The organism is Tenacibaculum larymnensis, from assembly GCF_028829235.1.
In the GTDB taxonomy this organism is placed as follows: Bacteria; Bacteroidota; Bacteroidia; order Flavobacteriales; family Flavobacteriaceae; genus Polaribacter; species Polaribacter larymnensis.
In genome coordinates this window covers 75,922-91,292 of record NZ_JAIWJY010000008.1, presented here as the reverse complement: position 1 = coordinate 91,292, position 15,371 = coordinate 75,922, and the positions used below count along the sequence as shown (strand labels likewise).

The following is a 15,371-nucleotide window of genomic DNA, read 5'->3' as shown; positions in this document are numbered from 1 at the left end:
TTATGAAAAATAAAACTGCAATTATTACAGGAGCTTCAACTGGTATTGGTAAAGAAATTGCTAAACTTTTTATAGAAAAAGGATGCAATGTGGTAATGAATGCTTCTACCAAAGAAAACTTACAAAATGCTTATAAAGAGCTAGGAAGTCCTTCAAACGCTGCATTTCTTGTTGGAGACATTAGTAAACAGAAAACAAGTAAGCAATTAGTAGCCTTAGCTTTAGAAAAGTTTAACAGTATAGATGTATTAATTAACAACGCTGGAATCTTTGCTCCTAAACCTTTTTTAGAGGTTGAAGAAAGCGATTTAGAGTTGTATTGGAACGTAAATTTAAAAGGAACTTACTTTGCTTCTCAAGCTGTTATTCCTCATATGATATCCCAACAAAATGGAGCCATTATCAATATAGGAACTGTTTTAGTAGATCATGCTATTGCTGGTTTCCCAGCTACAGCTCCTTTAATGAGTAAAGGTGCCATTCATACCTTGACTAAGCAATTAGCTGCTGAATTTGGTAAAGACAATATTAAAGTTAATACTATAGCTCCAGGAATTATCAGAAGTCCGTTACAAGGAAAAATAGGTATTGAAGATGCTGATAGTTTGGCAGGGTTACACTTACTAAACCGTATTGGTGAGGTAACTGATATTGCTGAAGCTGCTTATTATTTAGCTTTTTCAAATTTTGTTACAGGTGAAACTATGAATGTGGCTGGTGGACATACTGTTGGACATGCTATTTAAAAACTAAAAAAGATGTATAAAGAGAATATAACAGCAATAGAACATTTAGTAACTAACTACTTTGAGGGTATTTTTTATGGAGATACTGAAAAACTTCGAGCATGCTTTCATAACAATACTCCTATTTATGGAGATATTAAAGGGACTGACTATTTTAAAAGTGCTGAAGCCTATATTGAAGGTGTTGCCAACAGACAAAGTCCAAATGATTTGAAGGAATCTTTTAACATGAAAATTATTGGAGTTGATATTATGAGGAAAATTGCCATGGCAAAGTTACATGTACCTATGTTGGGTTATAATTATTACGACTATCTATCTCTAACTAAAATAGGAAATGATTGGAAAATTGTAGCTAAGATTTTTACGCATGTAGAATAATGCTATAAACAAAAGCAGTTTGGGTGTTTATCTAAGCTGCTTTGTTTTTATTACGAACAACAAGCCAAATAATTTTTTTCGTTTGAGAGAGATTCCTCATTATCTTTCGGAATGACGGTAATCGCCTATTTTATAATCCTAACCACTTCGTAAACTCTGCTGTTTTATTTTGACTGGTTTTTAAAACTGTTTTGCTGTTTTTTAGATTGATGGCTACTACATTTTTATTATATCTACTTATCTTTTCTATATAGTTTCTATTGAGTAGTTCGCCTCTATTAATTTTAAAAAACACGCTAGGGTTTATTATTTCTCCTAATGCTTTTAAAGAAGATTGATTTAATACATGTTTTTTATTATTTATATCGTATGCTGTTACAATTCCATAATCTGCTTGAAAATACATTACCTCTTCCATCTTTAAGAAGTAGGTATACTGAGAAGATTTAACAGCAATAAAATCTTGATAGTTTTTAGGTGTTTGAGCTGTTTGATTTGCTAGATAAGCATCTAATTTTTGCAAAACATTATGGTTACTTTCATCCTTCATTGAACTTTTTAAGCTTGAATATTTATTTACTGCTTTTTCAAAACGTTCAAATGAATAAGGTTTTAATAAATACTCTATACCACTGGTTTCAAAAGCATGCATCCAAAACTGATTGTATGCTGTTATAAAAATAATTGGTACTTGAATTTGTAGCTTATTATAAGCATCAAAAACATTACCGTCTCGTAATTCTATATCAGAAAAAATTAAGTCAATATCAGAAGTTGATTCAAAAAACTGAAGCACCTCCTCTACTGTTTCAAACTCATCTACCACAGTGATAGGTTCATGATAACTTTCTATATATTTTTTTAGCTTTTTTCTGGCTGGTAATTCGTCTTCAACAATAAGGGCTTTTATCATTTTTATACAGATTTATGGGATGGTATTAATGGTAAAACGACTTCAAACTCCTTTTCAGTTTCACGTATTTTAATAGTATTTTCAGCAAGTAACTCAAATTGTTTTGATAAGTTAATCAACGCCATTCCATTACCTTTTCTTCTTGTAGCATACAGTACTTTATTATTTGTAACCTTAATTCCTTCATCCTCTGTTATAGTAATATCTACAGGTGATTCGGAGGTTCCTTTATTGTGAGTGATTGCATTTTCTATAAGAACTTGTAAACAAAATGGAGGTACTACAATGTTTTTTGTGTATAAAGTTGGTGCTATATTTAGTTTATAATAACCTTCATACTTTTCTTCCATTAGCTTAAAATATCCTTCTGTAAAAAACAACTCTTCTTTTAATGTAACCAGTTGTTTATCTGAACTATGTAAGCTATATCTATATAATTCTGCAAAACGATTTAAAAATAAAGAAGCTCTTTGAGTATCTTCTTCAATAAGTTGATCTAAAATATTTAGATTATTAAACAAAAAGTGAGGGTTTAATTGTGTTTTTAATTGTGTTATTTCATTTTTAGCTTTACTTATTTCATAGGCAGCTACCTGCTTTTGATAAGCAACATTTTCTTTATAATACAAGTAGGCTAATGAAAATCCTCCAAAAATAATAAAGTCAATTACAGAATTTATATTAACATATATTACATGATAAACAGAACCAAAGTTTCTGGAATAGGTATCAAAAATGAACGCAACAATTAATCCGAAACTATTTCCTATCACTAAATATGTTAACAAGCCTATTCCAAAAAAATGCACATATCTTCTACTTAATGAAGTTTGTTTTTTTGAGTTTTTATTAATACTCTTTTTAATAAAACTAACCCACCAAAAAATAAAAACTGCTTTAAAGAAATACCAAAAGGGAGCATCAGGATAAAAGATAAAATCTTTCCAAGAATCTGAATTCCCAAATTGATTTTTTAAAATAAATATTAAGCAAAAGGTAAAGAGAAAGATTAAAAATGTAGCATTTTCTCTAAAAAAGGATGTGTTTGTTTTCATATCAGTACTCACAAATATATCAAATTTGCGATGAAACTTTTGATTGAATCTCACCGCAAACTCTAGTATTTCTATTTATCTTCTGGCCAAGTACTTACTGTATTTCCTTTTTCATCATAGGCTTCTAATTTTATTTTATTATCCTCATCTATAATAAACTTAGCTCTTGTTTTTCCGTTAGAATCGTATAAAAATAATCCGTTTTGTTTTCCTGGTGTTTGCCCTAAAGCTACTCTTGGTACCCCACCTATCATTCCTTTTTGTTGATACTCTTTAAACTTAGCTCTTCTTTCAGCAGGATCTTTAATAGCTCTTAATTCTTCACTTATTTTTTGAGTCTTTTCTTGGGTTTCGTTATCTCCTCTATCATTAAATACTAACCTACCTGCTTTGTACCTTTTTCCATCTCTCTTTGCATCAGTAGTTATGAGCTGCATTACTTGGTCTCCATCATACTGATCAAATGTTAATGATAATCCCGAACTATGTCCTTTTTCAGTTTTTTTACCATCATAAATAAATCCCCCACACTCTATACCTTCTTCATTATAAAAAAGCATTCCTGCTCTCTTTTTTCTTTCGTGATATACTCTTCCATTAATCTTATCACCTTTACTAGGAAAGTTTGCTACATTTGTAATTAGCATTTTTACTGTTCCATCATTTTCTATAATATTAATTCTTTTCACATCAATAGTATCAAATTGTGTATTCCCTTTATTTTTAAAGGCTACAGTAGTTAAAACTCCTATTAAAGCTGTTATACTTACTGCAAATGTTCTTAAAAAAATAAGTTCTCTTTTTGTGTTCATCATGGTATGTTTTTATTATTAGATACCTCAAATGTATTTTGGACTCATGTTTTTAAAAACATTTTTTTTATAAGCTCAGAAAATAAATGATAAACTAAGGAATATAAGCAATAAAAAAACCACCGACTTTTAATCGGTGGTTTACACTATGTATTAAGGTTAGTTATTTCTTAGTACATGTTTTGTAATGCTGTAATGTCGTTACCATTAAACTCTCCGTCTTCGTTAGAGCTAAAGCACGCTAACATAACTGAAGTTGAATCGTATCCTGTTGGTGTACCAGATACATGGTTAGCTCCAACACCTGCAGTACCTTCATTGGTATTTTGTCCACAACTTTGACGGCTAAACCAATCTGTATGTCTAAATCCAACTGAGTGTCCAATTTCATGTGTAATTACATGCTCAACAACATTCGTATCGTAGTTGTTCAAACCATATATTTGTACAAACTTGTAAGGTAAACCATTGCTTGGGAAACCTGCACTACCACCTGCTCCAGATTGAGTTGGGTTATGGTATACTACCATATCTTTGTTGCTGTAGTTGGTTCCAAAACTTAATGTAAAGCTAATAGATACACCACTTAAACGGTTGTAATTATCTACCGCCCATTGTAATGCTGTTTGCTCTTTACTAGAAAGACCATATCCACCACCACCTGTGTATCCTACGATAGAAATATTTCTACCCTGAGATACCAAATTATTGGTAGAGTATTGACGAGCAGATTGATCTTTAGCTTTAGCCATAGTAAACAACTGATCTTCTGTTATTACTACATCTTCCTCTAAAAATAAACGTACTTCTGAAGTTCCATCAGGAAAGTAAAAATTGTCATAACGAATATGATCTACATTTAGCTCTAATTTGGCTACAGCATCAACTACCTCTTGAGGTATTGGTTTAAGTCCTGGGTTATCGCTAGATTGCTCTATAACTTCAGGGTTTTTAACTTGTTCGTTTTCACTTGAACATGAGGTGAAGAATACACCTGCAGACAAGCCCATAATTAGGGCTAACTTTGTTTTTTTCATAATATGAAGGGTTTTTTAATTCGCTGTAAATCTACACTTTAGATTCATATATTTTAAATAAAACCGAAAAAAACGTTAAAAAAAAGAATATTTAAACAGAAAAATCATAAAATATTAAATATTAAACAACACACGATAATTTCAAACAACTAACAATCAGACTACCAATTATTTATAAACAAAACTTCCTTTAACCATGATAGTTAAAGGAAGTTTACATAATTATTTATAGTTTTTACTACTTATATAATGGTGCTTTGCCCCATGTGTATATTTTGGAAATTCATATCACTATCTTCTTGGTTATAGATATAGTCTGCTATAAAATCTCCTACTTTACTAGTAGAAAATGGATTTTCTGAATTGATGTCTTCTGTAGTAATTCCTAATTCTAATGATTTTTGAACAGCACTCTCTACTGTATCTGCCTCTGCGTGCAATTCTAAATGTCTTAACAATAACGCAGATGATAGTATGGATGCTAATGGATTGGCGATGTCTTTTCCTTTTGCTTGTGGAAAAGATCCATGGATTGGTTCAAATAACGCATTTTCTTTTCCTACTGAAGCGGAAGCTAACAAACCTATAGAACCTCCTATAACACTTGCTTCATCAGAAAGAATGTCTCCAAAAAGGTTTTCGGTTAAAATAACATCAAAATCTTTTGGGTTTAAAATTAACTTCATCGCTGCATTATCAACAAATAAATAGTCTACTTCAACATCAGGGTATTGAGTTGCTAAATCTCCAACAGTTTTACGCCACAGCCTTGAGGTTTCTAATACATTGGCTTTATCTACCAACGTTAATTTTTTACGTCTTTTTTGAGCTGCTTGAAAAGCTAAATGTGCCATTCGTTCTATTTCTTCTACAGTATAAGAACAACCATCAAAAGCATGCTTCCCATCATCACTTAGCTCTTTAATACCAAAATAGATTCCTCCTGTTAGCTCTCTATAAATAGTAATATCTGTTCCTTCAATTCTATCTTTCTTTAAAGGTGATTTATGAATTAATGTGTCATATGCTTTTACAGGACGAATATTACAAAATAACCCTAACTCTTTCCTTAAACGTAGTAATCCTTGCTCTGGACGTACTTTTGCAGTAGGATCATTATCATATTTTGGATCTCCTATGGCTCCAAATAAAATAGCATCACTCTTTTTACACAGTTCAATGGTTTCATCTGGCAACGGGTTTCCTGTTTTATCAATAGCACAAGCTCCCATTAATGTTTCTTTAAATAAGAATGTGTGATCAAACACATTACCAACAGCTCTAAGCACTTTTTTTGCTTGCTCTGTTACTTCTGGTCCTATTCCATCTCCTGGTATTACCGCTATATTGTACTTCATCTTTTTACTTTTTATATCATTGTTGCTTCAAAAGCTGTTATTGTATCTTTTTTACTGATTAAAAAATCTATATCGTCATAACCATTTATCATACATAGTTTTTTGTACGGGTTTATTTCAAAATCTACATTACCTATGGGGGTTTTAAGTTTTTGATTTTCTAAATCAACTATAATAGTTGTGTCTGGTAATTCCGTTACTTTTTTTAACAGTTTTGCTAAATATTCTTTGGGTACTTGTACTGGTAATATTCCGTTATTAAGTGCATTTCCTTTAAATATATCAGCGAAAAAACTACTAATAACTACTTTAAACCCGTAGCCTGCTAATGCCCATGCGGCATGTTCTCTACTTGAACCACAACCAAAGTTATCTCCTGCAATTAAGATGCTTCCTGTATAATTTGGGTTGTTTAAAACAAAGTCTTCATTTAAACTGCCATTTTTTTTGTAGCGCCAATCTCTAAACACATTATCTCCAAACCCTTCTTTATTGGTTGATTTTAAAAATCGTGCGGGTATAATTTGATCGGTATCTATATTCTCTGTTGGTAACGGTATGGCTGTATCTATTAGTTTAACAAATTTCTCCATTAGTTTAATTGTTTTGTAAAGTCAGTAATTTTTCCTTCTACTGCTGTTGCTGCAGCCATTAACGGACTTGCTAAAATGGTTCTTGCTCCTTGTCCTTGACGTCCTTCAAAGTTTCTATTTGAAGTTGATACACAGTATTCTCCTTCTGGTATTTTATCATCATTCATTGCTAAACATGCTGAGCAACCTGGTTGTCGTAACTGAAAGCCTGCTGCTTCAAAAACTTCTTGTAAGCCTTCTCGTTTTATTTGTTTTGCTACTTGTTGTGATCCTGGTACTAACCACGCATTTACATTCGCCGCTTTTTGCTTTCCTTTTATATAGTTTGCTGCTACTCTAAAATCTTCTATTCTTGAGTTAGTACAACTTCCTATAAATACATAATTAACAGGTGTATTAATTAATGATGTTCCCTTTTTAAAGTTCATATACTGTAACGACTTTTCAAAGGAAGCATCATTAAATTGGGGAATGTTTTCTGAAATTTTTATACCCATTCCTGGGTTAGTTCCGTAAGTAAGCATTGGTTCTATGTCTTCTGCCTTAAAAGTGTATTCTTTATCAAATTTTGCACTTTTATCAGTCTTTAATGTTTTCCAATAAGCTACTTTGTTATCAAACTCGTCTCCTTTTGGTGCAAACTCACGTTCTTTAATATATTCAAAAGTGGTTTTATCAGGAGCAATCATACCTCCTCTTGCTCCCATTTCTATACTCATATTACACACGGTCATACGACCTTCCATAGACATTTCTTCAAATACATTTCCTGCATATTCACAAAAATACCCTGTACCTGAATTTGTTCCTAATTGTGCTATGATATATAAGATTACATCTTTTGGTAATACTCCTTTTTTAAGCTTACCGTTTACAGTTACACGCAAGCTTTTAGGTTTTTCTAGTAATAAACATTGACTTGCAAATACTTGTGCTACTTGGCTTGTTCCAATACCAAAGGCAATGGTACCAAAAGCGCCGTGTGTTGATGTATGACTATCTCCACAAACCATGGTCATTCCTGGTTGAGTAATTCCTAATTCGGGAGCCATTACGTGTACGATTCCATTATATCGATGTCCTAAACCGTATAGAGTAATGTTATTTTCTTTACAGTTTTGTGTTAACTGCTCTAGTTGCTGCCTTGATAATTCATCTTTTATTGGTAAATGTTGATTTACAGTTGGTGTATTATGATCGGCTGTTGCTACTGTTTTGTCTGGTCGTGCAATTGGAATATTACGTTCTTTTAACTCGTTAAATGCTTGCGGACTGGTTACTTCATGAATTAAGTGTTTGTCTATATATAAAATTTGTGGCCCGTCTTTAACAGTATCTACCACATGTGCATCCCATACTTTATCAAATAATGTCTTTCCCATTAAGCTATGGCTATTTTTGAAATTTTATTAACTTGTTTCATAATCTGATGAATGTCTTCATCAATTACTTCTTTTTGTCTGTCGGCAAACTGTAAAAACGTTTTATAAGCTGTATCTAACTGAATTTTGGTTAGCTCATATCCTATCTTTTTTGCGCGATATGCTAAGGCTGCTCTTCCGCTTCTTGCGGTTAATACAATAGCACTTTCTGTGACTCCTACATCTGCTGGATTGATAATTTCATACGTTTCACGATTCTTGATAACTCCATCTTGATGAATTCCTGAGCTATGTGCAAAAGCATTTGCTCCTACAATGGCTTTGTTAGGTTGTACAGGCATTCCCATGCGTTCACGAACCATCATACTTGTATCGTATAGTAATTTGGTATTAATATCTGTTTGAAGATTTAAATATGGATGCTGTTTTAAAATCATTACTACTTCTTCTAAAGCCGTATTTCCTGCCCGCTCTCCTATTCCGTTGACCGTACATTCTATTTGACGCGCACCATTAATAGCTCCTGCAATAGAATTTGCTGTGGCTAAGCCTAAATCGTTATGGCAATGGCATGAAATAATTACATTTTCAATACCTTTTACATTGTCTTTTAAATACTTGATTTTCGCTCCATATTCTTCAGGTAAACAATACCCTGTAGTATCAGGAATATTCAACACTGTTGCTCCTGATTCTATAACTTCTTCACAAACTTTGGCCAAAAAAGCGTTATCGGTTCTACCTGCATCTTCTGCATAAAACTCTACATCGTCTACAAAGTTTTTTGCGTACGAAACAGCTTCTTTTGCTCGCCTAATTACTTCTTCTTTCGAAGCATTGAATTTATACTGAATATGTGAATCACTAGTACCAATACCTGTATGAATTCTAGGTTTATTAGCTAATCTTAAAGCATCTGCTGCTACTTCAATATCTTTTTTAACGGCTCTTGTTAATCCGCAAACAGTAGCATTTTTAACTAATTTAGCTATTTCTTGTACCGAAGTAAAGTCTCCTGGGCTTGATACTGGGAAGCCTGCTTCAATTACATCAACTCCTAAAAAATCGAGTCTTTCGGCAATAACTAGTTTTTGTTGGGTATCTAATTTACATCCTGGGACTTGCTCTCCGTCTCGTAATGTGGTATCGAAAATTTGAATTTTATCGCTTTGCATAAATCTAACTATGATTATCAAAATAAAAACCAAATGTATATATTGGCTTTTCTAGCAAGCTCTTTTTTAATGAGTTAGTTACGATATTAAAACAACAAAAAACAAAAACAAAACACTGAAAAACAAAAAGTTATGCGTAAACCAATTACATTCTCCAACCAACAAAATGATGCTTTGTTTGTTTTGATTAAGTCTTTATCGAAGTCAGAAAAACGTCAGTTTAATTTATATGTTGGTCGTTTAGGAGGTAATGTAGATGCTAAATTTTTTGCGCTTTTTAAATTGCTTGAAAAACAAAAGAGTTATAACGAAAAGGCTATTATTGATAGCGGTGTGGTGAGTAAGCAGCAGTTATCTAACCTAAAAGCTCATTTATACAAGCAAATACTAACTAGTCTTCGTATGAATCCTGCTCATAAAAACATTAGAATTCAAATACGTGAGCAGTTAGATTTTGCTACAGTTTTATATCAAAAAGGGTTGTACAAGCAAAGTTTAAAATTGCTTGACAAAGCAAAAAATATGGCGGTTGAAAATGAAGAAAAGAATGTTGCTTATGAAATTGTTGAGCTTGAAAAAGTTATTGAAAGTCAGTATATAACCCGAAGTATTGATACGCGTTCTGACGAATTAACTATTCAGGCAAAAGAGCTTAGCATGCAAAATGTTATCGCCAGTAAATTGTCAAACTTATCGCTACAATTGTATGGAACGTTGCTTAAAAATGGCTACGTAAAAAACGATGAAGAGCTGCAGCGAGTAAATACTTACTTTTATTCTAAACTTCCTGAATATACATATGAAGAATTGGGGTTTAGAGAAAAGTTATGGTTATACAAAGCACATTTGTGGCATAGCTTTTTAACGCAGGATTTTTTACAGAGTTATAAGTATGCTAATAAATGGGTAGATTTATTTAAGCATGATACTAAGAATATTTCTTTACATCCTGTTTTTTATTTAAAAGGAAAGAACTACTTATTAGAGAGCTTATTTTTTATAAAGCATTATGATAAGTTTAAAGAAGAACTTTCTGCTTTTGAAGAGGAAATTGAAGAGAAAAGTATTCCGCAAAATAGCAATACTGAAATCTTAACTTTTCTATACTATTATGCTAACAAATTACACTTACACTTCTTAGAGGGTAGTTTTGCTGAGGGCGAATATTTAGTGGCTATTATTAATGATAAGATTAATAGTTATAAGGATCGTCTTGATAATCATCATATAGTGGTATTTTACTATAAAATTGCTTGTTTGTACTTTGGTATGGGTAAAAACAAAGAGTGTATTTTGTATTTAAATAAAATAATTAAACCTAAAAATATTCAAGTAGCTAACGACTTACAGTGTTTTGCCAGAGTACTTTCTTTAATTGCTCATTACGAGTGTGGCTTAGATTATGATTTGGAGCGACAGTTTAAAGATACCTATCGTTTTTTACTTAAAATGGAAAATTTACAAGAGGTTCAAAAAGAGTTTATTTCTTCTATAAAAGCGTTGGGAGATGTGTTTCCGCATCAAATAAAAAAGGAGTTAAAAAAAGTACACAGTCGCCTTAAGGTTTATGAGAATCATCCTTATGAAAAAAGAGCTTTTTTATATTTAGACATCCTTTCGTGGCTTGAAAGTAAGATTGAAAATAAACCTGTTGCTCAAATTATTAAAGAGAAATTTGTTAGTTCTCAAAAGTGTTGAAAATAGTATTAGATTTATCCTTGTAAAGTACTGATTAAAAAAATCTAATTACTAATTCACGTCTCCTTTAGGAAAGCTAAACAAGTTGACTAAATATAAACATGCTAATTTAAAAAAGTAAAAAGTACCTAAAAAAATAACCTGAAGAACATCTCTGAACCTTTTGGATACGATAACTTATTTTTACTATAACCTATAAATATATTAAAAGACTCCTTATTGCTTTCAATTAAGTTAACTAATTTAAATAGCTGGTAAATACCTAAAATCAAAAACGGAACGCTAATTAATAGTTTAGCATTACTATTTTGTTTTACCTAAATTTTTACTCGTTAGTACGATAAAAGCATGTTTTTAACTCATCTTTATAAGATTCCTCCTCCTACCTCATCGGAATGACGTTTCTATTTTTTTTTGGCAATCGTTCTGCGATTAAAACAACTGTTCTTTTTTCACTTGCTGATATTCTTCTACAATTGTTTCTAACACTTCTTTTGCTGGTTTAATTTCATGGATAAGCCCTGCTACTTGACCTATTTCTAGTTCTCCATCGTCTAAGTTTCCTTCAAACATACCTCTCTTAGCACGCGCACGTCCTAACAATTCTTTTAATTCTTCTATCGTTGGGTTCTGTTGATATAACTCTTGAACTTCTTGAAAAAACTTGTTTTTTACCAAACGTACAGGAGCTAGTTCTTTTAACGTTAGTTGTGTACCTCCATCTTTTACTTCAACAATTGTTTTTTTGAAGTTATCATGTGCTGAAGATTCTACAGTAGCTGCAAAACGGCTCCCCACTTGTACTCCATCTGCTCCCAACACCATTGCTGCTAACATCCCTCTACCTGACCCGATACCTCCTGCAGCAATTACAGGAATTTCAACTTGTTCTTTTACCATAGGAATTAACGTAAACGTAGTAGTTTCTTCACGTCCGTTATGACCTCCAGCTTCAAAACCTTCACATACCACAGCATCTACTCCAGCTGCTTCTGCTTTTAAGGCAAATTTTACTGAACTTACTACATGCACCACTTTAATTCCTTTTTCCTTTAAAAAAGAGGTCCATGTTTTTGGATTACCTGCGGAAGTAAACACAATTTTTACTCCTTCTTCAACGATAATATCCATGATTTTTTCAATATCAGGATATAACATTGGTACATTTACACCAAAAGGTTTATCTGTTGCTTTTTTACATTTTTGAATGTGTTCACGAAGTACTTCTGGATACATAGATCCTGCACCAATTAATCCTAATCCGCCTGCATTAGACACTGCAGAAGCTAACTTCCAGCCACTTACCCAAATCATTCCACCTTGAACGATTGGATATTGTATATTAAATAGTTTGGTAATTCTGTTTTGCATAGCGTAAATGTACAATCATTAGCTAGGAAGCACAAAAAAACCTCGAAAAAATCGAGGTTCTATATTTATGTTTTTATGTGTGAAAAAGTTACGAAATTACACCAGAACCTAATAGCTCTTCATTTTTATACCAAGCAACAAACTGCCCTTCTTGAATAGCTGATTGTGGATTTTCAAACTCTACATAAATTCCGTTGTCTACTTTATACAACGTAGCTTTTTCTAATGGTTGTCGGTAACGAATACGTGCTTCTACTTCCATAGATTCACCTATTTGTAAAGCTAAATCTTCACGTACCCAGTGTAATTCTTCATTTGATACAAATAATACACTTCTATACAATCCTTGGTGATTTTTTCCTTCTCCAGTATAAATAATGTTAGTATCTACATCGGTTTCAATTACAAACAATGGTTCTTTGGTTCCTCCAACTGCTAACCCTTTACGTTGTCCTTTAGTGAAATAATGTGCCCCTTGATGTTTTCCTACTACTTTTCCATCCTCTTTATTATAAGAGAACTTCGTTGAAAAATATTCCAATTCTGCCTCTTTATTCTCAAATTCTGGAACTGAACGATTGTACTGCTCAAATTCATCTGGAATTCGGACAATATCTCCTTCTTTCGGTTGTAGTTTTTGTTGTAAAAAGTCTGGAAGTCTTACTTTTCCTATAAAACACAATCCTTGACTATCTTTTTTATCGGCTGTAATTAAATCTGCTTCTTTTGCTATTTCACGAACTTCTGGTTTTGTCAATTCCCCAATAGGGAACAATGCTTTCGATAATTGTTCTTGTGATAATTGACATAAAAAGTATGATTGATCTTTATTAGTGTCTTTTCCTGCTAATAACTTGTATACAGGTTTTCCATCAATAATTTCTTCTGATTTTCTACAGTAATGTCCTGTAGCTACATAATCAGCTCCTAAACTTAATGCGATGTCCATAAACACATCGAACTTAATTTCACGATTACATAATACATCAGGATTAGGTGTACGTCCTTTTTCATATTCGTTAAACATATAGTCAACGATACGTTCTTTGTATTGTTCGCTTAAATCAACTGTTTGAAAAGGAATTCCTAACTTTTCTGCAACAATCATAGCATCGTTGCTATCTTCTAACCACGGACATTCATTAGAAATGGTTACTGAATCGTCGTGCCAGTTCTTCATAAACAACCCAATAACTTCGTATCCCTGTTCTTTTAGTAAATAAGCAGTTACACTACTATCTACACCTCCTGAAAGTCCTACTACTACTCTTTTCATTTTTTACTTTTGAAGCTGCAAATTTACGAAATAATAAACGTTTTCTATTATGGAAATAATTGATGACTTCATTGTAAAAATTGATGGACAGTGATATGTCTTGGTTTCTTGCCTTCTCTTAGAATATTTTTAAATTAACCAGTCAGAAAGTAAAACTCTTATTCTCCACTGCGTTACTTTATAAAAGAAATAAATTTATCTTTATACTTTCTATATCTATAGATTAGTTTTTAGGTATTGAATGTACAGCTCTTTTTCTCTTATCGGTAACAACTTCTCCATCCATATAAAATTGCCATTTACCGTCTCTTTTACCGTTTTTATACATTCCTTTTTCTTTTAAATCACCTTTTAAGTCGTAATACCTTCCTTCTCCTTCTAGTTTTCCGTCAACATAATATACTTCTTCAATCATTACTCCCGTTTCAGTAAAAATCTTAGAAAGTCCATTTTTCTTACCATTTTTATAGACGCTTTCCTCCGTTAATTTACCATTTCTATAGTAGTTTTTTAAAACTCCATCTAGTTTACCATCAGTATATTCTTCTTCTGAAAAAAGCTTTCCATCTGAAAAATAATACGTCCACTTACCTACTCTCTTTCTTCCTTTCATCCATCCTTTTGTTTTTACTTTTCCTTTTGGTGTAAAAAACTGTACAAAAGCACTATCTGATTTTGCTGAAAAGTCTTTAGACATAGAAGGTACCCCATAAGAATTAGGCTCATAAAAATTAAATGTTCCAACTTCTTTCCCATTTTTAAATTCGCCTGAGTATCTTATTCTATTTTTATTGTTGTCGTAATACTTTTTCCACACCCCATGTCTCTTACCATTTGCATCAAACTGATTAATTTTTTGTGCTTGTGCAGCCGTTGTAAAAAAGACTGCTAATAAAAGTGCCGTTGAAAATATCCTTTTTATATTTATCATGCTATAATTTCTTTTACATTTCAAATTTACATAAACCATACCAATATGAGTGTTGATTTTTTAATTTCTGTGTTAGAAAATGTTGATAATGCTGCTAAAGTAAACAGAGATAATGCTTCAAATATTGTGTTAGCACAACCTGAATTGATAAAATATTTGATTGATATCACTTTTGATGTTGATAATAAACTATCTATTAAAGCTGCTTGGGTACTGGAATGGATTTGTACACATAGTGGAATTGAACATATTATTCCTTATTTAAATGTTTTTACAAAAAATATATCTAGCGTACATTTTGACAGTGCTGTAAGATCATGTGCTAAAATTTGTGAGCATTTAGCAACTGCTTTTTCCTCAAAAACAACCAATGGTATAAAAGAACAGTTAACAGAAACTGATATTGATTTAATTATAGAAACTGGGTTTGATTGGTTAATTACCGACAAAAAAATAGCAGTGAAAGCCTACACCATGAGTACTTTGTTTTTATTTGGTTTACAAAAAGATTGGGTTCATCCTGAGTTAGAACATCTAATTCGGACTAAAGTAATTCATGAGAGTAAAGGCTGTAAAGCTAGAGGCAAGAAAATATTAGAATTGATAGAGAAGCATAAAAACCAAAAACAATTATAAAACCTCA

15 protein-coding genes are annotated in these 15,371 nt (G+C 32.0%); 4 read left to right on the top strand and 11 right to left on the bottom strand.

Features of this window, described 5'->3' with window-relative positions; all coding sequences use genetic code 11:
• Window positions 1–2: 2 nt before the first annotated feature.
• Window positions 3–746, top strand: a complete 744-nt coding sequence (locus LCI24_RS12350; protein WP_274640644.1) for an SDR family NAD(P)-dependent oxidoreductase — start codon at window positions 3–5, stop codon at window positions 744–746.
• A 12-nt stretch (window positions 747–758) separates the two neighbouring features.
• A complete protein-coding gene (locus tag LCI24_RS12345) occupies window positions 759–1,127 on the top strand; it encodes a nuclear transport factor 2 family protein (protein ID WP_274640643.1) in 369 nt (122 codons plus the stop codon).
• Between the two features lie 130 nt (window positions 1,128–1,257).
• Here LCI24_RS12345 and LCI24_RS12340 read toward each other — a convergent pair whose 3' ends face one another.
• The 8 genes from LCI24_RS12340 to LCI24_RS12305 all read right to left on the bottom strand — a co-directional run bounded on the left by LCI24_RS12340 (window position 1,258) and on the right by LCI24_RS12305 (window position 9,452).
• Entirely contained in the window at window positions 1,258–2,040 is a 783-nt protein-coding gene (locus LCI24_RS12340; RefSeq protein WP_274640642.1) for a LytR/AlgR family response regulator transcription factor, read from the bottom strand.
• Window positions 2,041–2,042: 2 nt separating this feature from the next.
• Window positions 2,043–3,095, bottom strand: a complete 1,053-nt coding sequence (locus LCI24_RS12335) for a sensor histidine kinase (RefSeq protein ID WP_274640641.1) — start codon at window positions 3,093–3,095, stop codon at window positions 2,043–2,045.
• A gap of 71 nt (window positions 3,096–3,166) precedes the next feature.
• On the bottom strand, window positions 3,167–3,910 hold the full coding sequence (locus LCI24_RS12330; RefSeq protein ID WP_274640640.1) for a hypothetical protein: 744 nt from the start codon (window positions 3,908–3,910) through the stop codon (window positions 3,167–3,169).
• A 167-nt stretch (window positions 3,911–4,077) separates the two neighbouring features.
• The gene (locus LCI24_RS12325; RefSeq protein ID WP_274640639.1) at window positions 4,078–4,944 is read right to left on the bottom strand and encodes a M57 family metalloprotease; all 867 of its coding nucleotides are present in this window, start codon (window positions 4,942–4,944) and stop codon (window positions 4,078–4,080) included.
• 242 nt (window positions 4,945–5,186) lie between these two features.
• Entirely contained in the window at window positions 5,187–6,302 is a 1,116-nt protein-coding gene (leuB, locus tag LCI24_RS12320; RefSeq protein ID WP_274640638.1) for a 3-isopropylmalate dehydrogenase, read from the bottom strand.
• 11 nt (window positions 6,303–6,313) lie between these two features.
• On the bottom strand, window positions 6,314–6,895 hold the full coding sequence (gene leuD / locus LCI24_RS12315; RefSeq protein ID WP_274640637.1) for a 3-isopropylmalate dehydratase small subunit: 582 nt from the start codon (window positions 6,893–6,895) through the stop codon (window positions 6,314–6,316).
• On the bottom strand, window positions 6,895–8,277 hold the full coding sequence (leuC, locus tag LCI24_RS12310) for a 3-isopropylmalate dehydratase large subunit (protein ID WP_274640636.1): 1,383 nt from the start codon (window positions 8,275–8,277) through the stop codon (window positions 6,895–6,897). The genes leuD and leuC overlap by 1 nt, the downstream gene beginning before the upstream one ends.
• Window positions 8,277–9,452 carry a 2-isopropylmalate synthase gene (locus tag LCI24_RS12305; protein WP_274640635.1) on the bottom strand — a complete coding sequence of 392 codons (1,176 nt, stop codon included), beginning with the start codon at window positions 9,450–9,452 and terminating at the stop codon, window positions 8,277–8,279. The genes leuC and LCI24_RS12305 overlap by 1 nt, the downstream gene beginning before the upstream one ends.
• Window positions 9,453–9,584: 132 nt before the next feature.
• Here LCI24_RS12305 and LCI24_RS12300 point away from each other — a divergent pair, with 132 nt between their 5' ends.
• Complete coding sequence (locus LCI24_RS12300; RefSeq protein WP_274640634.1) at window positions 9,585–11,150, top strand: hypothetical protein; 1,566 nt, start codon at window positions 9,585–9,587, stop codon at window positions 11,148–11,150.
• A gap of 432 nt (window positions 11,151–11,582) precedes the next feature.
• Here LCI24_RS12300 and LCI24_RS12295 read toward each other — a convergent pair whose 3' ends face one another.
• The 3 genes from LCI24_RS12295 to LCI24_RS12285 all read right to left on the bottom strand — a co-directional run bounded on the left by LCI24_RS12295 (window position 11,583) and on the right by LCI24_RS12285 (window position 14,728).
• Entirely contained in the window at window positions 11,583–12,521 is a 939-nt protein-coding gene (locus tag LCI24_RS12295) for an NAD(P)H-dependent flavin oxidoreductase (RefSeq protein ID WP_274640633.1), read from the bottom strand.
• Between the two features lie 88 nt (window positions 12,522–12,609).
• A complete protein-coding gene (gene mnmA / locus LCI24_RS12290; RefSeq protein ID WP_274640632.1) occupies window positions 12,610–13,797 on the bottom strand; it encodes a tRNA 2-thiouridine(34) synthase MnmA in 1,188 nt (395 codons plus the stop codon).
• Window positions 13,798–14,020: 223 nt separating this feature from the next.
• Window positions 14,021–14,728, bottom strand: coding sequence for a toxin-antitoxin system YwqK family antitoxin (locus LCI24_RS12285; protein WP_274640631.1), 708 nt, complete (start codon window positions 14,726–14,728; stop codon window positions 14,021–14,023).
• A gap of 45 nt (window positions 14,729–14,773) precedes the next feature.
• Here LCI24_RS12285 and LCI24_RS12280 point away from each other — a divergent pair, with 45 nt between their 5' ends.
• Window positions 14,774–15,364 carry an adenylosuccinate lyase gene (locus LCI24_RS12280; RefSeq protein WP_274640630.1) on the top strand — a complete coding sequence of 197 codons (591 nt, stop codon included), beginning with the start codon at window positions 14,774–14,776 and terminating at the stop codon, window positions 15,362–15,364.
• Window positions 15,365–15,371: the final 7 nt, after the last annotated feature.